The sequence below is a fragment of the Stutzerimonas stutzeri genome, assembly GCF_013522825.1.
Taxonomy (GTDB): Bacteria; Pseudomonadota; Gammaproteobacteria; order Pseudomonadales; family Pseudomonadaceae; genus Stutzerimonas; species Stutzerimonas stutzeri_AK.
In genome coordinates this window covers 1-20,848 of the sequence record NZ_JAAMQZ010000005.1, presented here as the reverse complement: position 1 = coordinate 20,848, position 20,848 = coordinate 1, and the positions used below count along the sequence as shown (strand labels likewise).

The 20,848-nt window shown below is 63.1% G+C and carries 18 protein-coding genes and 1 tRNA gene; 8 read left to right on the top strand and 11 right to left on the bottom strand.

Annotation, left to right across the window (positions count from 1 at the left end; translation table 11 throughout):
* Window positions 1-28 precede the first annotated feature (28 nt).
* Both G7020_RS04700 and radC read right to left on the bottom strand, forming a co-directional pair.
* Window positions 29-1,594 carry a methyl-accepting chemotaxis protein gene (locus G7020_RS04700; RefSeq protein WP_181082781.1) on the bottom strand — a complete coding sequence of 522 codons (1,566 nt, stop codon included), beginning with the start codon at window positions 1,592-1,594 and terminating at the stop codon, window positions 29-31.
* A gap of 112 nt (window positions 1,595-1,706) precedes the next feature.
* Window positions 1,707-2,381 (bottom strand): RadC family protein, encoded by a 675-nt coding sequence (gene radC, locus G7020_RS04695; protein ID WP_181082780.1) that lies wholly within the window; start codon window positions 2,379-2,381, stop codon window positions 1,707-1,709.
* 176 nt (window positions 2,382-2,557) lie between these two features.
* Between radC and coaBC the strand changes: the two genes are divergently transcribed.
* The 4 genes from coaBC (at window position 2,558) to argB (ending at window position 7,754) form a co-directional block, all read left to right on the top strand.
* Window positions 2,558-3,766, top strand: coding sequence for a bifunctional phosphopantothenoylcysteine decarboxylase/phosphopantothenate--cysteine ligase CoaBC (gene coaBC / locus G7020_RS04690; RefSeq protein WP_181082779.1), 1,209 nt, complete (start codon window positions 2,558-2,560; stop codon window positions 3,764-3,766).
* 5 nt (window positions 3,767-3,771) lie between these two features.
* Window positions 3,772-4,227, top strand: a complete 456-nt coding sequence (gene dut, locus G7020_RS04685; protein ID WP_181082778.1) for a dUTP diphosphatase — start codon at window positions 3,772-3,774, stop codon at window positions 4,225-4,227.
* 1,217 nt (window positions 4,228-5,444) lie between these two features.
* Entirely contained in the window at window positions 5,445-6,836 is a 1,392-nt protein-coding gene (gene algC / locus G7020_RS23880; protein ID WP_219852582.1) for a phosphomannomutase/phosphoglucomutase, read from the top strand.
* Window positions 6,837-6,851: 15 nt separating this feature from the next.
* On the top strand, window positions 6,852-7,754 hold the full coding sequence (gene argB / locus G7020_RS04675) for an acetylglutamate kinase (protein ID WP_181082776.1): 903 nt from the start codon (window positions 6,852-6,854) through the stop codon (window positions 7,752-7,754).
* Between the two features lie 45 nt (window positions 7,755-7,799).
* On the opposite strand, the gene G7020_RS04670 is transcribed toward argB, so the two are convergent.
* On the bottom strand, window positions 7,800-9,293 hold the full coding sequence (locus tag G7020_RS04670) for an aldehyde dehydrogenase (RefSeq protein ID WP_181082775.1): 1,494 nt from the start codon (window positions 9,291-9,293) through the stop codon (window positions 7,800-7,802).
* A 201-nt stretch (window positions 9,294-9,494) separates the two neighbouring features.
* Between G7020_RS04670 and G7020_RS04665 the strand changes: the two genes are divergently transcribed.
* A complete protein-coding gene (locus tag G7020_RS04665; RefSeq protein ID WP_258189246.1) occupies window positions 9,495-10,823 on the top strand; it encodes an aspartate aminotransferase family protein in 1,329 nt (442 codons plus the stop codon).
* Between the two features lie 142 nt (window positions 10,824-10,965).
* Here G7020_RS04665 and ltrA read toward each other — a convergent pair whose 3' ends face one another.
* The 5 genes from ltrA to G7020_RS04645 form a co-directional block, all read right to left on the bottom strand.
* Entirely contained in the window at window positions 10,966-12,657 is a 1,692-nt protein-coding gene (gene ltrA / locus G7020_RS04660; protein ID WP_181082773.1) for a group II intron reverse transcriptase/maturase, read from the bottom strand.
* An 839-nt stretch (window positions 12,658-13,496) separates the two neighbouring features.
* Entirely contained in the window at window positions 13,497-13,625 is a 129-nt protein-coding gene (locus G7020_RS23980; protein ID WP_258189245.1) for a hypothetical protein, read from the bottom strand.
* A 233-nt stretch (window positions 13,626-13,858) separates the two neighbouring features.
* The gene (gene rpmG, locus G7020_RS04655; RefSeq protein WP_014854577.1) at window positions 13,859-14,014 is read right to left on the bottom strand and encodes a 50S ribosomal protein L33; all 156 of its coding nucleotides are present in this window, start codon (window positions 14,012-14,014) and stop codon (window positions 13,859-13,861) included.
* A gap of 11 nt (window positions 14,015-14,025) precedes the next feature.
* A complete protein-coding gene (rpmB, locus tag G7020_RS04650) occupies window positions 14,026-14,262 on the bottom strand; it encodes a 50S ribosomal protein L28 (RefSeq protein ID WP_019339373.1) in 237 nt (78 codons plus the stop codon).
* Window positions 14,263-14,519: 257 nt separating this feature from the next.
* Window positions 14,520-15,098 (bottom strand): TetR/AcrR family transcriptional regulator, encoded by a 579-nt coding sequence (locus G7020_RS04645; protein WP_181082772.1) that lies wholly within the window; start codon window positions 15,096-15,098, stop codon window positions 14,520-14,522.
* A 98-nt stretch (window positions 15,099-15,196) separates the two neighbouring features.
* Here G7020_RS04645 and G7020_RS04640 point away from each other — a divergent pair, with 98 nt between their 5' ends.
* Window positions 15,197-16,084 carry a serine aminopeptidase domain-containing protein gene (locus G7020_RS04640; RefSeq protein ID WP_181082771.1) on the top strand — a complete coding sequence of 296 codons (888 nt, stop codon included), beginning with the start codon at window positions 15,197-15,199 and terminating at the stop codon, window positions 16,082-16,084.
* Window positions 16,085-16,125: 41 nt separating this feature from the next.
* Here the strand turns inward: G7020_RS04640 and G7020_RS04635 are convergent, their stop codons facing one another.
* Window positions 16,126-17,322 carry an HDOD domain-containing protein gene (locus G7020_RS04635; RefSeq protein ID WP_181082770.1) on the bottom strand — a complete coding sequence of 399 codons (1,197 nt, stop codon included), beginning with the start codon at window positions 17,320-17,322 and terminating at the stop codon, window positions 16,126-16,128.
* A gap of 97 nt (window positions 17,323-17,419) precedes the next feature.
* Window positions 17,420-18,868 (bottom strand): NADP-dependent succinate-semialdehyde dehydrogenase, encoded by a 1,449-nt coding sequence (gene gabD, locus G7020_RS04630; RefSeq protein WP_181082769.1) that lies wholly within the window; start codon window positions 18,866-18,868, stop codon window positions 17,420-17,422.
* A gap of 329 nt (window positions 18,869-19,197) precedes the next feature.
* Here gabD and G7020_RS04625 point away from each other — a divergent pair, with 329 nt between their 5' ends.
* Window positions 19,198-19,653, top strand: a complete 456-nt coding sequence (locus tag G7020_RS04625) for a c-type cytochrome (protein ID WP_181082917.1) — start codon at window positions 19,198-19,200, stop codon at window positions 19,651-19,653.
* Between the two features lie 42 nt (window positions 19,654-19,695).
* Here G7020_RS04625 and G7020_RS04620 read toward each other — a convergent pair whose 3' ends face one another.
* Window positions 19,696-20,391, bottom strand: coding sequence for a cytochrome b/b6 domain-containing protein (locus tag G7020_RS04620; protein ID WP_181082768.1), 696 nt, complete (start codon window positions 20,389-20,391; stop codon window positions 19,696-19,698).
* A gap of 202 nt (window positions 20,392-20,593) precedes the next feature.
* Here G7020_RS04620 and G7020_RS04615 point away from each other — a divergent pair.
* Window positions 20,594-20,670 (top strand) — tRNA-Arg (locus tag G7020_RS04615).
* Window positions 20,671-20,848 lie beyond the last annotated feature (178 nt).

Below are 20,848 nucleotides of genomic sequence, written 5' to 3'. Positions count from 1 at the left end.
AATCGCTGTGGCTGCCTCGTCCCAGGCCTCACGGCTCGGGACGATAGCCCAGACGCAAGCCGCCCCAGTGCCGTCCGCGCACCATGATCGGCACCGACAGATCATGCATCAGCTCACCGGTATCGCGGCTGTAGGTCTGTAGCAGCACCTTGCGCTGATGGCTGCCGCAGCGCCCGCCAGTGCGGTCATTGAACAGGCGCTTGCTGCGGCTCTTGACCCTGTCCACAACAGGATCACCTACCGGCGGCTGACTGAACGCCCGGTTGTGGGTCGGAACATAGCCGTCCGGGGTGATGGCAATGGCATAGACCAGTGCATCGTTGCGGTCGAGCAGCGGCTCCTGGATTGCCGGCAGCACTTCATCGGCATAGCGATCGAAACGGGTGTGGTAACGCGTCGGATCGGTACCCGGCTGCGCCTTGTAGTCACGGTCGAAGAGGTCCTCGACGCTCAGACGCCCGGCCTCAAGGTCTGCCTCGAAGCGCGCGCCGATGGTCGCCGCCCCTTCACGCGCCAGATCGAAGATACGCTGGTGATAGTCGTCTAGCTGCACTTCGGCGAGCTGTTCGCTGACCGCCTCGGCCTGGCCGACCAGCTTTTCCGCCGACTGTTCCAGCTGGCGGGTCTGTTTCTCGCTGTCGAGCGCGTCGGCACGCAACTGATCCACCGCGGTGAACAGGTGTGCGAGTCGCTCATGATTGCTGCCGGTCCCTGCCGTGATTTCCGCCACCTGGGTTTCAACGCTGGCCGCCAGCTCGGCAATATCCGTGAGCTGCACACCAGTGCCGGCAACCTGCGCAGCGGCCCCGTCGAGTTCGCTGGCCTGTTTCTGGATATGGCTGACCACCGCCTCGCTCTGGGCGCGGATATCACCGACCATCCGCCCGACTTCCTCGGTAGCGCTACTGGTGCGCCCGGCCAGGTTGCGTACCTCGTCGGCCACCACCGCAAAACCACGACCGGTCTCACCCGCACGCGCGGCCTCGATGGCGGCGTTGAGCGCGAGCAGATTGGTCTGACTGGCGATGGACTGGATCACCTCGGTGATCTGTCTGATCTCCTCGGTGCGTGTCGAGAGTCCGTCGAGCAGCTCACGACTAGCCTCGGTCTGCGCGCTGAGTCGCTGCATGCGTTCGATGGCCTGCTGCAGCTCGCTGCGACCGGTGTCACTGCTGCGTCGCACGGCTTCGGCGGCCTCCAGTGCCTGCTGGGCACGAGCGGCGCTGTCCTGTTCGGTGACGGTCATCGCCTCGGCGCCATTGGCTATCTCGCTGATCGCCGCCAGCTGCGAGTGCAGGCGTGCGGCCAGTTGCTCGGCACTGAAGGACACCTGGGCCGCCGACAAGGCGTTGTGACAGGTATGCCGCGAGAGGTTCTTGCTCAGCTCGGCAAAGCCCTGGCTTTCAACGGCGGCCTGCCCCTCGCCCGCCGGGGTACGCCAGGGTATCAGCCAGGGCCAGAGGCCGAGCAGCAACAGCAAGGGGGCCAGCAGCTGGAGCGGCAGTACCATCCAGCCATGAAGGATCAGTAATCCCAGCAATGTCATTGCATGCAACAGGCAAGCCTTGGGATGAAGGCGGAAAGCAGGGCTCATGACGGCCTCTTGTTCTGTTTGGTGTCAACCCTTGTACTCATCTCCGTCGTCAATGGGCAATCGTCCCTTGGTCGCAAATGGCCAGCAGAAAACAGGCTTTTCGCGCCCGGCCTCACATCCAGCCGTATTCGGCCATGGACAGCGGCTCGCCATCACCCACGATGAAATGATCGAGCACCCGCACATCGATCAGCGCCAGCGCATCGCTCAGTTTGCGCGTCAGCTGCCGGTCCGCCTGGCTCGGCTCGGCCACGCCGGAGGGATGATTGTGGGTGAGGATCACCGCCGCCGCATTCTGCGCCAGCGCACGCTTGACCACTTGCCTGGGGTAAACGCTGGCGCCGTCGATCGTGCCGTGAAACAGCACCTCGAAAGCCAGGACGCGGTGCTTGGAATCCAGGAAGAGACAGGCGAAAAGCTCGTGGGGCTCGTGACGCAGGCGCGCCTTGAGGTAATCGCGCACCGCCTGCGGACTTTCCAGTGCCGAGTCGCGGCGGATGCGTTCGGCCAGATGCCGCCGCCCCATCTCCAGCACCGCCTGCAACTGGGCGAACTTGGCCGGGCCCAGCCCCAGGTGCGCACTGAATTGTTCGAGATCGCTTTCCAGCAGTGTGCGCAGGCTGCCGAACTCGCCAAGCAGTTGGCGCGCCAGATCCACCGCGCTCTTGCCGGCCACGCCGGTACGCAGAAAGATCGCCAGCAATTCCGCATCGGACAAGGCAGCCGCGCCCTGCTCCAGAAGTTTTTCCCGCGGCCGTTCCGCCGCCGGCCAGTCACGAATGCTCATGTCACCTCCCTGTCGAGCGAGCGCCTATTGGGCACCTCTAAAAACTACCTGCGTTGTCATCGCCTACGTTTTTAGAAGTGCCCTATTCCCTGTAAACGCTGTGATATCGTGTCGACTTTTTATCGACTGCACCCGGCCTCTGCCGGAACCAGTTCACACCGTAACAAGGCAGGCCTATGCAGCGGCTTTATCGTAAACGCATCGTCCTCGGCGTGGGTGGCGGCATTGCCGCCTACAAGAGTGCCGAGCTGGTACGCCGGCTCCGTGATCAGGGTGCAGAAGTGCGGGTCGTGATGACCAGTGGCGGGCGCGAATTCATCACCCCGCTGACCCTGCAGGCGCTGTCCGGGCACCCGGTCCATCTCGACCTGCTCGACCCGGCGGCAGAAGCCGCCATGGGACATATCGAACTGGCGCGCTGGGCCGACCTGGTGCTGATCGCGCCGGCCACCGCCGACCTCATGGCGCGCCTGGCCCAGGGCGTGGCCAACGATCTGCTGACCACCCTGGTGCTGGCCACCCATGCGCCGGTCGCCCTGGCGCCGGCGATGAACCAGGCCATGTGGGCCGACCCGGCCACCCAGGCCAACCGCCAGTTGCTGGAACAGCGCGGCATCCGCCTGTTCGGCCCCGGCTCGGGCAGCCAGGCCTGCGGTGACGTCGGCATGGGGCGCATGCTCGAAGCCGATGAGCTGGCGCATGCCGCCGCCGACTGTTTCGACAATGGCCTGCTCACCGGCCTGCACCTGCTGATCAGCGCCGGACCGACCCAGGAAAACATCGACCCGGTGCGCTACATCACCAATCACAGCTCCGGCAAGATGGGTTTCGCCCTGGCCGAAGCGGCCGCCGAGGCCGGTGCGCGCGTGACGCTGGTCGCGGGGCCGGTCTTCCTGCCGACGCCCGACCGCGTGCAACGTATCGATGTGGTCAGCGCCCGTGACATGCTGGCCGCCTGCGAAGCGGCGATGCCCTGCGACCTGTTCATCGCCGCCGCTGCCGTTGCCGATTACCGACCGGAAGTGGTCGCACCGCACAAATTGAAGAAAGACCCCAGCAGTGGCGAGGGTATGCTCCTGCAGATGGTGCGCAATCCCGATATTCTCGCCACCCTGGCCGGACGCGAAGACCGCCCGTTCAGCGTCGGCTTCGCCGCTGAAACCGAGAACCTGCTGGAATACGCTACGCGCAAGTTGCGCGACAAGAACCTCGACCTGATCGTCGCCAACGATGTCGCCAACCCCGGCATCGGTTTCAACAGCGAAGAAAACGCCGTCACGATCATCGACCGCCAGCAGCACCAGACACGCTTCAGCCAGGCCAGCAAGGGGCATATCGCCCGCCAGTTGATCGCTTTTATCGCCGACCGTTTCCAGCAGGCCTGATCACCATGCACAAACTCCAAGCAAAAATTCTCGACCCTCGCCTTGGCCAGGATTTTCCCCTGCCCGAATACGCCACCAGCGGCTCCGCCGGCCTCGACCTGCGCGCGATGCTGCAGGCTGATACCACCCTGGAGCCGGGCCAGACCCTGCTGATCCCCACGGGGCTGTCGATCCATATCGCCGACCCCGCTCTGGCGGCGCTGGTGCTGCCGCGCTCGGGGCTGGGCCACAAGCACGGCATCGTGCTGGGTAATCTGGTCGGCCTGATCGATTCGGACTACCAGGGCGAGTTGATGGTGTCCTGCTGGAACCGCGGCCAGAGCGCCTTCAGCATCGCCATCGGCGAGCGTATTGCCCAGCTGGTGCTGGTTCCGGTGATCCAGGCGCAGTTCGAGCTGGTCACCGAGTTCGACAGCAGCGAGCGTGGCGCCGGCGGCTTCGGGCACTCCGGCAGCCACTGAGCAGACCCGCCCTTCAGGACGACCCGAGGAGCTCCATGAAACTCTTCAAGCGCACCGCCAAGGACACCGGCGTACTCAATCCCGCCGACGCGTCCTCGCCTTCGACCCGCCGTCCTCTGGGCCTTGGCGCCCTGACACCCGGCCTGCTCACGGGCCTGCTCGGGCTCGCGGCGGCCACCGCCCTGCTCTGGCTCGCCTACCAGGCCGGCCAGCGGCAACAGACCGCGCAACTGGCGCAGGCCTGGGGCCAGAGCCAGGCATCGGCCATCAGCCAGGCCCTGCGCCAGCTGGCCGATGACACCCGCAACGCCGCAAGCGATCCGCACGTGCTCGAAGCCCTGCTCAGCGGGCAGCCCGAGCGAGTGCGCGCCGCTGAACAGGCGCTGATCGGCCAGGACGGCATCGTCGATGCACATCTCAGTCAGCGCGGCCAGGCCCGGCAGAACCCGGATCGTCCCGGCCCGCTGAACTTTGCCGCGCTGGATATCCTGCAACGCGCCGAAAACGACCAGTCGCCGGCGCCCGAAGCCTTCCGCGTGGGCAATCAGTGGCTGGTCTACAGTGCCGTGGCGCTACGCTCAGACCCGCAGCAGCCGGCCCAGGGCACCCTGTTACGGGTGATCAGCCTCGATCGTCTGCTGGCCACGCTGCCGAACCTGCCAGCCGAAGCGGGGCAATTGCGCCTGATGCAGCAGTTCGCCAACGCCCCCGCACAGTTGCTGATGCAACGCGGCGGTGCGGGCCTGGACGCTCAGGCGATCAGCCTGCCGAGCGGCAATCCGAACTGGACACTCAGCTTTCTGCCCGCGGCGCAAACCGGCGCCATGCCACTCTCCCCCGCACTGCTGCTGGGCGCTGCGCTGGCCGCACTCTGCGGTCTGCTGCTGGGCCTGCAGCTGGTACTGGGCGCGCAGCAGCGGCGGCTGCGTGAAGATGTCGCGCACCTGGGGCAGATGCTGCAGGAACTCTCCCATGGCAAGGCCATCAAACCTCCGACCTTGAGCCTTCCGGCGCTTGATGCGCTGGCCAGGAATCTGGCTCGCCTGCCACTGCGCAGCGCGGCAGTGGCAGCCCCCATAGCCAACGCCGCAGCGCGTCAGGCCCCATCCACCGAGTACATCGACCCTCTGTTTCAGAACACCGATATTCTCGACATCGACATTCTCGACGAAGACCAGGATTGGCTGGGTCTCGATACGAAGGAGCGAGAAACCGCAATGAGCATCCCGAAAGCCCCGCAATTACCCGCCAGCATTTTCCGTGCCTACGACATCCGTGGCGTGGTCGGCGACAGCCTGACCACGGAAACCGCGTACTGGGTAGGCCGCGCAGTCGGCTCCGAAAGCCTTGCCAGAGGCGAACCTGACGTATCGGTTGGCCGCGATGGCCGGCTGTCCGGCCCCGAGCTGGTCGAACACCTGATCCAGGGCCTGGTGGACAGCGGCTGCAGCGTCAGCGACGTCGGCATGGTGCCGACCCCGGTGCTCTACTACGCCGCCAACGTGCTGGCCGGCAAATCAGGGGTGATGCTTACCGGCAGCCACAATCCGCCGGACTACAACGGTTTCAAGATCGTCATCGCCGGCGACACCCTGGCCAACGAACAGATCCAGGCCCTGCGCCTGCGCATCGAGAACAACGACCTGGCCGAAGGGGTCGGCCAGGTCGAGCAGGTCGATGTGCTGGCCAGCTACTTCAAGCGCATCCGCGAGGACATCGCGCTGGCCAAACCGATGAAGGTGGTGGTCGACTGCGGCAACGGCGTCGCTGGCGTGATCGCCCCGCAACTGATCGAAGCCTTGGGCTGCAAGGTGATTCCGCTGTTCTGTGAGGTGGACGGCAACTTCCCCAATCACCATCCGGACCCGGGCAAGCTGGAGAACCTCGAAGACCTGATTGCCAGGGTCAAGTCAGAGAATGCCGACCTGGGCCTGGCCTTCGACGGCGACGGCGACCGCGTCGGCGTGGTGACCAACACCGGCACCGTGGTCTATCCCGACCGCCTGCTGATGCTGTTCGCCAAGGACGTGGTCTCGCGCAACCCGGGCGCCGACATCATCTTCGACGTCAAGTGCACGCGCCGCCTGACGCCGCTGATCAGCGGCTACGGCGGCCGTCCGGTGATGTGGAAGACCGGGCATTCGCTGATCAAGAAGAAAATGAAGGAAACCGGCGCCCTGCTGGCCGGCGAGATGAGCGGCCATATCTTCTTCAGGGAGCGTTGGTACGGCTTCGATGACGGTATCTACAGCGCCGCGCGACTGCTGGAAATTCTCAGCCAGGACAAGCGCACGGCTGAACAGGTGTTCGCCGCCTTCCCCAACGACCTGTCGACACCGGAAATCAACATCACCGTCACCGAAGAGAGCAAGTTCGCCATCATCGAAGCCCTGCAACGCAAGGCCGAGTGGGGCGAAGCCAGCGTCACCACGCTAGACGGCCTGCGGGTCGATTACCCGAAAGGCTGGGGCCTGGTGCGCGCCTCCAACACCACACCGGTGCTGGTGCTGCGTTTCGAGGCCGAAAGCGAGGGCGAGCTCAAGCGTATACAGGACGTCTTCCGCGCCCAGCTTTATACTGTCGCGCCTGATCTCAAACTGCCGTTCTGACTCGCGGAGCCCTGCATGACCCTCAGCCGTGAAGCTGCCACCCAATTCGCCCAGGTCCTGTCCGAGGCGCTGCCCTACATTCGCCGCTTCGTCGGCAAGACGCTGGTCATCAAGTACGGCGGCAACGCCATGGAAAGCGAAGAGCTGAAAACCGGCTTCGCCCGCGACATCGTGCTGATGAAGGCCGTCGGCATCAACCCGGTGGTGGTGCACGGTGGTGGCCCGCAGATCGGCGATCTGCTCAAGCGCCTGAACATCGAAAGTCACTTCATCGACGGCATGCGCGTGACCGACAGCCAGACCATGGACGTGGTGGAAATGGTCCTCGGCGGCCAGGTCAACAAGAGCATCGTCAGCCTGATCAACCAGCACGGCGGCAGCGCCATCGGCCTGACCGGCAAGGACGCGGGCCTGATCCGCGCCAAGAAGCTCAAGGCCAGCCGCAAGACGCCGGAAATGACCCAGCCGGAAATCATCGACATCGGCCACGTCGGCGAGGTCACCGGCATCAACACCGAGTTGCTGGACATGCTGGTGCATGGCGACTTCATCCCGGTCATCGCGCCCATCGGCGTCGGCGAGCATGGCGAGTCGTACAACATCAACGCCGACCTGGTGGCCGGCAAGGTGGCCGAGGCGCTGAAGGCCGAAAAGCTGATGCTGCTGACCAACATCGCCGGCCTGATGGACAAGCAGGGCCAGGTCCTGACCGGCCTGTCCACCACCCAGGTCGATGCCCTCATCGCCGACGGCACCATCTACGGCGGCATGCTGCCGAAGATCCGCTGCGCCCTGGAAGCCGTACAGGGCGGCGTGCACAGCGCCCACATCATCGATGGCCGGGTGCCCAACGCGGTGTTGCTGGAAATCTTCACCGACATCGGCGTCGGCACCCTGATCACCAACAACCAGCGCTGATCTCGCGGCCTTCGAGAAACGACGAAGGGGAGCCGAGGCTCTCCTTCAGAGTTTTATCCAGGTCGCCTTCAGCTCGGTGTACTTGTCGAAGGCATGCAGCGACTTGTCGCGACCGTTGCCCGACTGCTTGAAACCGCCGAAGGGCGCGGTCATGTCGCCACCATCGTACTGGTTGACCCACACGCTGCCGGCGCGCAACGCGCGGGCGGTACGATGGGCCTTGGACAGGTCCGAGGTCCAGAGCGCGGCAGCCAGGCCATAGGGCGTGTCGTTGGCAATCGCGACCGCCTCCTCGACGCTGTCGAAGGTGATCACCGAGAGCACCGGACCGAAGATTTCCTCTTGGGCGATCTTCATGGCGTTGCTGACGCCATCGAAGATGGTCGGCTCGACATACAATCCGCCAGTCTCTTCGAGAGTGCGCTGACCGCCGATCAGCACCTGCGCGCCCGCCTCGCGCCCGGCGTCGATATAGCCAAGCACGGTATCGAGCTGCTGTGTATCGACCAGCGCGCCGACATTGGTCGCCGGGTCCAGCGGATTGCCCGGCTGCCAGCCCTTGAGCGCTTCGACCACCATGGGCAGGAAGCGCGCCTTCACCGCCCCCTCCACCAGCAGCCGCGAGCCGGCGGTGCAGACCTCGCCCTGGTTGAAGGCGATGGCGCCCGCAGCCGCTCTGGCCGCGGCCTGAAGGTCCGGCGCATCGGCGAAAACGATGTTCGGGCTCTTGCCGCCGGCTTCCAGCCAGACGCGCTTCATGTTCGACTCGCCGGCATGGATCATCAGTTGCTTGGCGACCCGCGTGGAGCCGGTGAATACCAGCGTATCGACGTCCATGTGCAGCGCCAGCGCCTTGCCCACGGTATGTCCGTAGCCCGGCAGCACGTTGAGCACGCCCGCCGGGATACCGGCTTCGATGGCCAGCTGCGCCATGCGGATGGCGCTCAGCGGCGACTTTTCGGAGGGTTTGAGCACCACCGAGTTGCCGGTGGCCAGCGCCGGGCCGAGCTTCCAGCAGGCCATCATCAACGGGAAATTCCACGGCACGATGGCCGCCACGACGCCAACCGGCTCGCGCGTGACCAGCCCCAACTGGTCATGCGGCGTGGGCGCCACCTCGTCGTAGATCTTGTCGATGGCCTCGCCGGACCAGCGCAGCGCCCGTGCCGCGCCGGGTACGTCCACCGCCAGCGAATCGCTGATCGGCTTGCCCATGTCGAGGGTTTCCAGCAATGCCAGTTCCTCGGCGTGTGCCTCCAGCAAGTCGGCGAAACGGATCATCACCGCCTTGCGTTTGGCCGGCGCCAACCGCGACCAGACGCCGGACTCGAAGGCCGTGCGCGCACTGAGCACCGCCCGCTCGGCATCGGCAGCATCGCAGCTGGCCACCTGCGCCAGCACCCGGCCATCGATGGGGCTGATGCAGTCGAACGTGGCCCCGGCAACGGAGGCGGTGCATTCACCCTGGATAAAAGCCCGGCCTTCGATATGCAAATCGCGGGCGCGCTGTTGCCAGTCGGCGAAAGTCAGGGTGGTCATGGTGCGTCCTCTGTTGATCGTCAAGTAATCAGAAACGGAACCCTAAACCAGCGGCGCCAGACCTATCAATATTTTTTACGAATACAGGGCTTTCCGCCTTGTTTTGTGCGTTTTATTAAACATAGACTCGGTCATCCGCTGTACGAGCGGTAGTTTGTACGCATCAGCATAGCCCCCAAACGCTGCATGACCGGAGCTACCATGGCCAACGATCCGCGCTCCAGCGCAACCGCTGAACATTTCTGGATGCCCTTTACCGCCAACCGCCAGTTCAAGGCGAACCCGCGCCTGCTGGAGAGCGCCGAAGGGATGTACTACGCCGATACCGACGGACGCCAGGTGATCGACGGCACCGCCGGGCTCTGGTGCTGCAACGCCGGTCATGGCCGGCGGGAAATCACCGAGGCGGTGAGCCGGCAGATCGCCAAGATGGATTTCGCGCCGACCTTCCAGATGGGCCACCCGCTGCCCTTCGAGCTGGCCGAGCGCCTGGCGCAGATCGCTCCGCCCGGCCTGAACCGGGTGTTCTTCACCAACTCCGGCTCCGAATCAGCCGATACCGCACTGAAAGTGGCCCTGGCCTATCAGCGAGCCATTGGCCAGGGCAGCCGCACCCGCCTGATCGGACGTGAGCTGGCCTATCACGGCGTCGGCTTCGGCGGCATCTCGGTGGGCGGCATGGGCAACAACCGCAAGGCCTTCGGCAGCGCGCTGCTGCCGGGCGTCGATCACCTGCCGCACACCCTCGACCTTTCGCGCAACGCCTTCAGCAGAGGCCTGCCGCCCCACGGCGCGGAAAAGGCCGATGAGCTGGAACGGCTGGTTACCCTGCACGGTGCGGAAAACATCGCCGCGGTGATCGTCGAGCCCATGTCCGGCTCGGCGGGGGTGATACTGCCGCCGCAGGGCTATCTGCAGCGCCTGCGCGAAATCACCGCGAAACACGGCATCCTGCTGATCTTCGATGAGGTGATCACCGGTTTCGGGCGCGTCGGCAAGGCCTTCGCCGCGCAGCGCTGGGGCGTCACGCCGGATATCCTCACCTGCGCCAAGGGCCTGACCAACGGCGCAATTCCCATGGGTGCGGTGATGGTCTCCGAGCAGATCCACGAGGCCTTCATGCACGGCCCGGACAGCGCCATCGAATTCTTCCACGGCTACACCTACTCGGGGCATCCGGTGGCCTGCGCCGCCGCCCTGGCGACCCTGGAGATCTACCAGCGCGAGCAGCTGTTCGAGAAAGCCGTCGAGCTGGAAGATTACTGGCAGGACGCCCTGTTCAGCCTGCAGGACCTGCCGAACGTGACCGACATCCGTACCATCGGGCTGGTCGCCGGCATCCAGTTCGCCCCTCATGCTGATGGCGTCGGCAAGCGCGGCTACGAGGTGTTCCGCCAGAGCTTCGAGGACGGCCTGCTGGTGCGCGCCAGCGGCGATACCATCGCCCTGTCGCCGGCGCTGATCGTCGAGAAGGCGCATATCGACGCCATCATCGAACGCTTCGCCGATGCCATTCGCAAAACGGCCTGAGCACAGCAAAACCACAGGCCAGAACGAAAAAACCCGCCGGAGAGGCGGGTTTTTTCTTCAAGGGCCGATGTCGGGTAGAGATGAGCCATTGCTGGCCCACCTCCCCCTAAGAACCGTACGTGCGCCTTTCAGCGCATACGGCTCAAGCCTTTAGCAAAGCCCCCGCAGGAGCCGGCTTACTCACTGTCAGGCCACGGCTATGTAGCTGCTGATGGCAGACCCGGTTGACCAGTGCACCACTGCCGCCTTGCGAGCGGTGAATGATGTGATGATCGTGCCATCCCGTTTCCTTGGATATCGGTTCTCCACAAAGCACACACCGGCCTTTCTGGCTTACGTATAGGCTGGTGATCTGCTTCCGATACTTCAGCTTTTTCAGCATCCGGTCCATCCGCAGCTTCTCGCCCATTGCTTCCATCGAGGGATCAAAGGGGTTGTATTCCCCGTTGATCTTGATGTGCCGCTCTATTGGTGTCTCCGACAGGGTATACAGCAGAAAATCCTTTTTGCCCCCTTGCTCGGTAAGTGCCGTGGCAGCAAACACCCAGTTCTTACTCTCGCTCGTCCGGAAATATTTCTTCCGTATCCACTCGAGACTCTTCCTTGGGTGCCTCCGTTTTGCCCAACGCCATACAGCCTGAAAAAGCAGGAAGTCCATGCGACTAAACGCTTGCTTGGCAACGACGGGCTGGTGATACAACGCCCAGCCCTTCAACATCGGATTAAGCAGGCGAATCAAGTTTTCCTGCCTCATCGTCTTGTTGCTGCTGATCGCCTCCTTCACCTTGCGATAGAACGCTTGCACGTTTTTCTTGCTCGGTTTGATCAGGAGCTTCCCGTCGTATTTGCGGAAGTTCCATCCCAAGAAGTCGAAGCCTTGATCGATGTGAACGATCTGCGTTTTCTCGGGTGACAACCGCAGTCCACGCACGGCTAAGAACTGCTCTACCCAAGGCTTGACCTCGTTCGCCAGCACCTCTGGAGAGTCGCCGGTGATCACGAAATCATCCGCATAACGCACCACATGTATCTTCAGCCTCTTTGCCTTCGCCCGTCCCAAATACTGCTTGAGACCTGACTCCAGCCCGTCCAGCACCATATTTGCCAAGGTCGGCGAGATGATCCCGCCTTGTGGCGTACCGGCATCCGTTGCCTGTAGCTGGCCTTTGTGTATTACACCAGCCTTCAACCATTTCCAGAGAACCGCTTTATCCGTGGGGATATTCGCGACCAACCAGTGGTGATTGATGTGGTCGAAGCAGCCTTCGATATCCGCCTCCAGTACCCATCGAGCCGAGGCTTTCTGGGACAAACAGGTGAATAGCTGACTCATTGCATCCGCCGTCGAGCGCTCGATCCTAAAGCCGTAGCTGTTTGGATCTCCCGTGGTTTCCGCAATGGGTGCCAGCGCCAGCAGGTACAACGCCTGCATGGCCCTGTCGGTCATGGTCGGGATGCCCAGAGGGCGCTCCTTCCCATTCGACTTCGGAATGAACACACGCCGTAAAGGCCGTGGTTGGTATCCGCGCCGCTTCAATCCATTTGCCGCTTTCCATTTGGCGTCAGGTGTATCCCAGAGCACGCGGTCGACTCCCGCCGTGCGCTTACCCTGATTTTCAGTGACTCGTCGTACAGCCAAGTATCTGGCCGACTTCGAGCGGGTCAGCATCCGTTGCAGGGCTTTCACCCTGCGCCATTTGCCTTCCCGACAAGCCTTCGCAATCCGTATCTGCATTCCCCGGACATTCCGCTGAACCCGACACCAATTAATGTCGTGCCAATGCTGCGGAGTGCCGGAAAGCGCAGACCCGGCCTGTTGGCTGAGCTCTATCATGCTGCTTTCCTCTCAAGATGGTTGAACCACCCCGAGCGGAAGACACACGCCGGCCCCTGACGGGAAGCGTATATCCCGCCAGGGTTGGTTTGGTAGGGCTCGATGAAGCCGAGCCTGAAATTCATGAGACAGGGTCAGCCAGACGTCATGCGACGAAAGACCACGCAGAAGTCTGCCCGGTTTCCCGTGGGGTAATGTTCCAACCCCTATCCGGACCATTACAGCCCGGCATTCGCTTTCTCTGCGATCCCATACCCGCACTGCTAACAGTTCGCCTTGCGGCTCACCTGCCACGAGGGCAGCAATACGGGCTTACCACGTTCCCTATCTGTCACACGACTGGTTTAGGACCTGCCTATTCGCCGGTGGTACTGAGACGACGTATCCCCATAATCGACAGGGATAACCGACCACGCACCTTTTGGTTATTGCCTAACAGCAGTTTTGGCAATTTGATCATAACGACGTTTATCAGCAGTTCACTTACGTTGCCCATGCCAGCCAGCCTAGCGCCTCAACCCGGTACTGCTCCGAGCATCCACGGCTTGCCTCACGGCAGAACCGCACCCTCGCGGGGGCTACATTGTCGGGAAAGCTTCACACCCCACCGTTACCAGTGACGCATGTTTCCCTAGGCTGTCGTTGGTCGTACAACGAGTCCGCTACCGTTCCATACAGGCAATGGCTGGACAATGACAGACAGAACTTTCGCTCATGTCTCCGGTTGATGTGAACAAGGACTGGTGACCAGCTTGCTCAAGGTGATTGCCTCTCGTTTTCTAGGCGAGAGGAGCCCCAGCGGGGGCTCGCCCCGCGTGGGTATAGGTACTACAGCCGAACTAGATGTGCTTATGCCTGAGTCTTTTCATCTTGCGCTTGATATCAGGCAACAAGGCATAAAGCCCTGTCCCGCCCATTACGACAACAATCATGGCAAGAATGATCAAACCGGACGTTTGCTGATCCATTTCGACCTCCTACAAGTAGGCATCCATCATCAATTACGATGACCGCTCATTCTTCCGAATGCTAAATGAGCTTAGGTTAAGTCAGCCGCCGCTGCGACCCATAGCTTTCAGACTCGGCTACGTGGGTATGTTTTGTTTCTTAGAGCAACGCTCTAAGCATTGGATTCCTTGCAGAAATCCCCCAAGATGACATGACACCTCGGTTCGGAGACACGCTACGCGTGTCGCACCAATTACTTGATCTTGGCTTCCTTGTAGATCACATGCTTGCGCACGACAGGATCGTACTTCTTGATTTCGATCTTGTCGGGCGTGGTGCGCTTGTTCTTGTCGGTGGTGTAGAAGTGGCCGGTACCGGCGCTGGACACCAAACGGATCAGGTCACGCATGATAGTTCTCCTTAAACCTTTTCGCCGCGAGCGCGGAGTTCAGCCAGAACGGCGTCGATGCCACGCTTGTCGATCACGCGCATGCCCTTGGCGGTCAGGCGCAGACGAACGAAACGGTTCTCGGACTCGACCCAGAAGCGATGATGCTGCAGGTTCGGCAGGAAACGACGACGGGTTTTGTTGTTCGCGTGGGAAATGTTGTTCCCGGTTACCGGACCCTTACCGGTAACTTGACAGACTCTCGACATGCCTCAGCCCTCTAAAACCACATGCCCAACCCGGCATGGGTTGGCCGCTTGAATTCAACTTTCTTTTTTGGCGCTCAGCGCCACGTTTCATTGGGGTCTTACCGGCTACGCCGCACACGAACAAAGCGTGCCCCTAGAAAAGAGCGCTGCTTTATATCAGAAGCCCCCCAACGCATCAACCAAAAGTTGACAGCCAACCTACCGTCAACCTGCAGTCAACCGCCAGTATGCGCCCCGTCCCGACCGTTCGCAGCGGCTCAGGCCCGCACGCTGTCCCAGGCAATCTGCGCCAGCAGGTCGCGATATTCAACCAGCGGTTGCTTGCCACGCCCGGCCAGCCAGTTGCGCGCCATGTCCTGCGTCGGGCCGATCACCACCGAGACGAAGCACTCGCCGGGAATCGCCTTGAATGCACCCACTTCGCGATGCCGCCGCAGGATCGCCGCAATGCGGCTACCGTGCGCCTGATTGAACTCGCGCAGACGCTCGCCCCCCTCGCCCGCCTCCACCCGCCCCCGGTTGTGCAGGATGAAGCGCGCCCAGTCGGCGTTGGCCACTACCCAGTCGACGTAGCAGGTGACGAACAGTTTCACGCAGGCCTCGGCTCCCAGCGTGTCCACCAAGCCGGCTTCCAGCAACGCCGCGTATTCGCCGATACCTTCCAGATAGAGCGCGGCGATGATCCGCTCGCGGTTGCCGAAGTGGTGATAGAGGCTGCCGATGCTGGCGCCCGAGCGGTCGCGGATCATCTCGATGGTGGTGGCGTCCACGCCCTGCTCGGTGAAGCAGGCAAGCGCGGCCTGGAGGATGTCCTGTTTGCGTGTCGAGCGGGCCATCAAGCCTCCAATGATCTAGAATATTTTTCTAGAAATTTGTTCTGGTGATCGTATACTCGCCCATCGAACCTGTCCGGGAAAGTGCGGAGAACAAGAAAATGGCAACCCTACAGCCCGAGCTGCGCTGGATCGACAACGGCAACGGCCAGCAGCTGGCCAGCCAGTGGTACACACCTGCGGAGCAACCTCGCGGCGCCGTATTGATCGCGCCGGCAATCGGCGTCAAGCAACGTTTCTACAGCGATTTCGCCACCTGGCTGGCCACCGAGGGTTATCTGGCGGTGACCTTCGACTATGCAGGCATCGGTCAGTCGCGCCGCAGCTCTCTGCGCAAGCTGAAGGTCGATATTCTCGACTGGGCCAGATACGACGGCAGCACCATGCTTGGCCAGCTCGCCAGCGCGGCGCAAGGTGCGCCGCTGTACTGGATCGGCCACAGCCTGGGCGCGCAGGTGCTGCCGATGGTCAGAGGACATGAGCGCCTGACACGCATCATCACCATCGCCGCCGGCAGCGGCTACTGGCGCGAGAACAGCCCGCAGATCCGCAAACAGGCCTGGCTGCTCTGGCACGGCATGGCGCCACTGCTCACCGCCGTGGCCGGCTACTTCCCCGGCGAGCGCCTCGGCGCGGTGGGCGACCTGCCAGCCGGGGTGATCCGCCAGTGGCGGCGCTGGTGCCTGCACCCGGACTACCTGATCGGCGTCGAAGGCGAGCCCATACAGCGCGCCTTCGACGCGGTGAAAACGCCGCTGGTATCGCTCTCCTTCAGCGACGACGAAATGATGTCGGCGCGCAATACCGAGTCGCTGCATGGTTTCTATAGCTCGGCGCCGAAAACCATGCACCGCATCGCCCCGAATGAAATCGGCGTGGAGCGCATCGGCCACTTCGGCTTCTTCCGCAAGCACTTGCAGACCCGCCTGTGGGAACCCCATCTGCTGCCAGAGCTGCGGCTGGCGCCTGAGGGTGGATTCACTCGATAAGCACGCGGATCGCGCTGGCGGAAAGATTTCCGCCCTACGGCTCATGACTTCAGCGGCGCACTACTCAGGAGCTGCGGATCGAGGCGCAGCAGGCGCACGGAACGCGCATCGGCCAGACTGGCAAGGGGGGCATCAGTCGGCAGGGCGAGCAGCAGACCGGTCAGGTTCAGCACCAGCGCTTCGCGGGTGAACACCTCGGAGCCCAGACCGTAGTAGGCGGCAATCGCCTGGCGCAACCCAAGCGGCAGGCGCCACTGGATGCGCAGCGAGGAACCGAAACCTGCCGCACGCTCCTGTAGCAGCGTCGGCAGTTCCTCATCCCGTAGCTCACCGCCACTGTCGAGCCAGTTCTGCAGGCTGCGCAGCAGCGCCAACTCGCCGAGGTTGTGCAACAGGCCGGCGGTGTAGCAGAGATTGATATCCAGCTTGAGCCGGCGCGCCAGCCAGCCGGCGAGCCTGGCCGCACGCAGGGCTTGCTCGCTGATGCCGAGGGCCAGTTGCGCCAGACGCGGGTCGGCCAGTTGCGCGTTACGCTGCACAGTCATTTCCAGCACCAGATCGAGCGTGCGCCTGACACCCAGCCGCGGCAGCGCCTGGGCCAGCGTCTGGCTGGTAGTACCCTGATGCTGACCAGCGCTGTTGGCCACGCTGATCAGCCGCGCGGTGATTTGCGGGTCGCGGGAAAACTGCTCCTCCAACATACCCAGATTCCTGTCGGCGGCATTCAGGCATTCGCTGATCGCCACCTGCACCGACTCCAGCAAGGGCGCCCCAGGATTGCTCTTGCGCATGCGCTCAAGAAAGGTGGCCAGCGTATCGGTCGGAGACGCGTGCGCAGAACGGCCTCCTGCCGACTGCGGCAACAGCTTGTCCAGCCGCTGGCGCAGGTCGTCGAGATCACAAGGCTTGCCGAGGTACGCCGCAAGCCCGAGCGGTAATGCCGCGCGGACGCTGGCCCTGTCCATGCGCTCGCTGATCAGAATGCACGCCAGCCGCTGCGTCGGAACCCGGCGGCGCAGCTCGCGCAGCAAGGCACGGCCATCCAGGCCAACCAGCTCGCCATCGGCAATCAGCAACCGGGGCAGTTCGCGCTTGCACGCGGCCAGGGCAGCATAACCATCGTGAACCTGGACGATGCGCAATCCCGGACGCAGGCTAGCGACCAGCTGGCCGAGCTGATCGGTACGCCAGGGCTCGCTGAAGGCGATCAAGACAAATGAGGGGGCCGGAGTGGGCACAGCGTTCCAGATAAAAGCGCAACGTAGGGCCTTATTCTGGGCTGCACAGGGCAAAAGAGCCAGACCCGAGCAGGGCTGGCCCCTCACGCACTACCTGCTACAAACCCAGGCAGAGGTATTTGATTTCCAGATAATCCTCGATGCCGTAACGGGATCCCTCGCGCCCGAGACCAGAAGATTTCACCCCGCCAAACGGCGCAACCTCGGTGGAAATCATCCCGGTATTGACCCCGACCATGCCTGACTCCAGCGCCTCGGCCACGCGAAACACGCGGCCCAGGTCACGCGCATAGAAGTACGCCGCCAGGCCGAACTCGGTATCGTTGGCCAGGGCGATGGCTTCGGCCTCGTCCTTGAAGCGGAACAGCGGCGCCAGCGGACCGAAGGTTTCTTCCTTGGCCACCTTGGCCGTGTGCGGCACGTTGATCATCAGGGTCGGTTCGAAATAGCTGCCGCCCAGGCTGTGCGCCTTGCCGCCGGTGACCACCTGGGCGCCGTTGGCCACGGCGTCCTCGATATGCTCCTTGACCTTGGCCGCGGCACGATCGTCGATCAGCGGGCCGACATCAACGCCATCGTCCAGGCCGTTGCCGATCTTCAGGTTCTCCACCGCCGCCTGGAATTTCTGCGCGAAGGCGTCGTACACGCCGTCCTGCACGTAGATACGGTTGACGCACACACAGGTCTGCCCGGCGTTGCGGTACTTGGACTGCATGGCGCCCTTCACCGCCTCGTCCAGGTCGGCATCGTCGAACACCAGGAAGGGCGCGTTGCCGCCCAGCTCCAGCGAGACCTTCTTGATGCCCGGCGCGCATTGCGCCATCAACTTGGCGCCGACTTCGGTGGAACCGGTGAAGGTGATCTTGCGCACGATGGGGTTGGCGGTCAGCTCGTTGCCGATCTCGCCCGCCGAGCCGGTCACCACGCTGAACACGCCCTTGGGAATGCCCGCGCGCCCGGCCAGCTCGGCCAGCGCCAGGGCGGAGAAAGGTGTCTGCGAAGCCGGCTTGACCACCATGGTGCAGCCCGCCGCCAGCGCCGGGCCGGCCTTGCGGGTGATCATCGCCGAAGGAAAGTTCCACGGCGTGATCGCCGCCGTAACGCCGATCGGCTGCTTGATGACGATGATGCGCTTGTCCTTCTGATGCCCCGGAATGGTGTCGCCGTAAATGCGCTTGGCTTCCTCGGCGAACCATTCGATGAAGGATGCCGCATAGGCGATCTCGCCACGGGATTCGGTCAGCGGCTTGCCCTGCTCCAGGGTCATCAGCCGGGCCAGGTCTTCCTGATTTTCGAGGATCAGCTCGAACCAGCGGCGCAACGTCTGCGAACGCTCCTTGGCGGTCAGCTCGAGCCAGGCCGGCAGCGCACGCTCGGCGGCCTCGATGGCGCGGCGGGTTTCGGCAGCACCCATCTTCGGCACGGTGCCCAGAATGTCGCCGCTGGCCGGATTGTTCACCTTGAGCGTCAGCCCCTCGTCGGCATCGAGCCAGGCACCATCGATATAGGCCTGCTGGCGGAACAGGGAAGGATCTTTCAATTGCATGGTGCTCTCCTGAAGACTTGCTGCTGTGCCCGAAACAGGCGACGCGCGCCAATGGAAATGTGCTTGCACGACGACTATCCGAACCCTCGGACACGGCCCGGTTCAACCGCCTGCAGATGACAAGCGATCATCCTATGGTCGCCATCGGCAGCCGGGCAAGCTCATGTCGCCAGACAGTGTTGAAGCATAGATCGCCCTGACAGGCATTCTGTTAAGCCTTGTTACGCATCACCACCGAGGCGTACGGGGCAGGGTATAGTTTCGCGCGGCGGCTTAGAGGCTGCCGTCCCTGTTTAATGGATTGTTGAGGAACTACCGTGAAAGCACTGTTGATGGGCGCCATGGCGGCAGCCTTGCTGGCAAGCACTGCCGCGCACGCGCAAATGAAGCCCGAGGAAATGGTCGAAGCCCGCAAGGCCGGCTACCAGTTCATGGCCTGGAACATGGGCAAGATCAAGGCACAGGTCATCGACGGCAAGGAGCCTTTCGACCAGGCCAAGGTCGCCGCCGCCGCCAATGTCATCGGCGCCATCGCCAACTCCGGCATGGGCGCGCTGTACAGCCCGGAAACCACCACCGATCAACTGGGCAACAAGACCCGCCTGAAGCCCGAATTCTTCCAGAACCTGGAGAAGGCCGGCCAGATCGGTCGCGAATTCACGGCTGCAGCCAACCAGCTCGCCAGCGTCGCCGCCGACGGCGATCAGGCCGCAATCAAGAAGGCCTTCGGTGACGTCGGCGGTTCGTGCAAATCCTGCCACGACAACTTCCGCGCCGAGCGATAAGCCGAACGCGAATGCCGGTCGGCCCGCGCCGCCCGGCTTCGGCTACCAGTCCAGCGTGGGTGCCGCAGCCGCGGGCGGCGGCGCCACCCAGCCGGCAACCGACTGCACCGCCCATACCGCACCCAGCGCCAGCGCCACGACCAGCACCGCCATTACCAACGAACCACCCTGCGCGTCCTGTTGGGCCGGGTACTCACGCCTTGCGCGCCCCTTGATCATCGCGCCAACCAGCGGCTTGCGCCGGACCAGTGTGTACCAGGCAATCGCCACCAGATGCAGGCCGATAAAGCCCACCAGCAGCCACTTCGCCTGCCGATGCAGCCCCGTCAGCCAGTTGCCGGTATCACTGGAGACCAGCGCATACAGCGGCCCCTTGAAGGCGATATCGTCAGTCGACATTAAGCCACTCACCACCTGAAACCCCACCAAACCCAGCATGGCGAGCACCGACAACGCTCCCAGCGGATTATGGCCCGCTTCCCGCCAGTTGCCTTGCAGATACGTTCTGACGCCAAACGCCGCGCCCAGAATGCGCAACCAGCGCGCGTAGGTGGAACCGACGAATCCCCACAACAGGCGAAACACCAGCAACCCCAGCACCAGCAGCCCCAACCGCCCGTGCCAGACCATCAGGCCACCACCCAGCCAACCAGTGGCGATGGCCGCAACCACCGCAACGGCAAAGGTCCAGTGAAAGATGCGCAGCGGCGCGTCCCAGAGCTTGATATGGCTCGACATTCCCTACCCCCGATAACGTCCCGACTTCGGCCAAAGGCCATCGTAACGATCAAGGTTAACAGCCGGACCCGCTCCTGGCAGCCCATGCCAGAGCCTTTACAGGCACAGCAGTCCATCACCGCAGCCACTTCGGAAGCACTCTCGAACCTCCTCGCCAGCATGGACGCCCCCGACGGACATGCGTATGATTGCCCCCCGCAACGCACCAGTAGCTCAGCTGGATAGAGTACTGCCCTCCGAAGGCAGGGGTCGTGGGTTCGAATCCCGCCTGGTGCGCCATCTTCATAGCAAAAAGCCCCGGATGAAAATCCGGGGCTTTTTCGTTTGGCGTGTCCCGTCCTGAATAAGGTTTACACCTTTCCCCCGAGAACCTGGAGACCTCGATGGATCAAGGTGTTAAGCGAACCCAGCGTGATTACTCACTGACTTTTAAATTGGCTGTGGTCGACCAGATCGA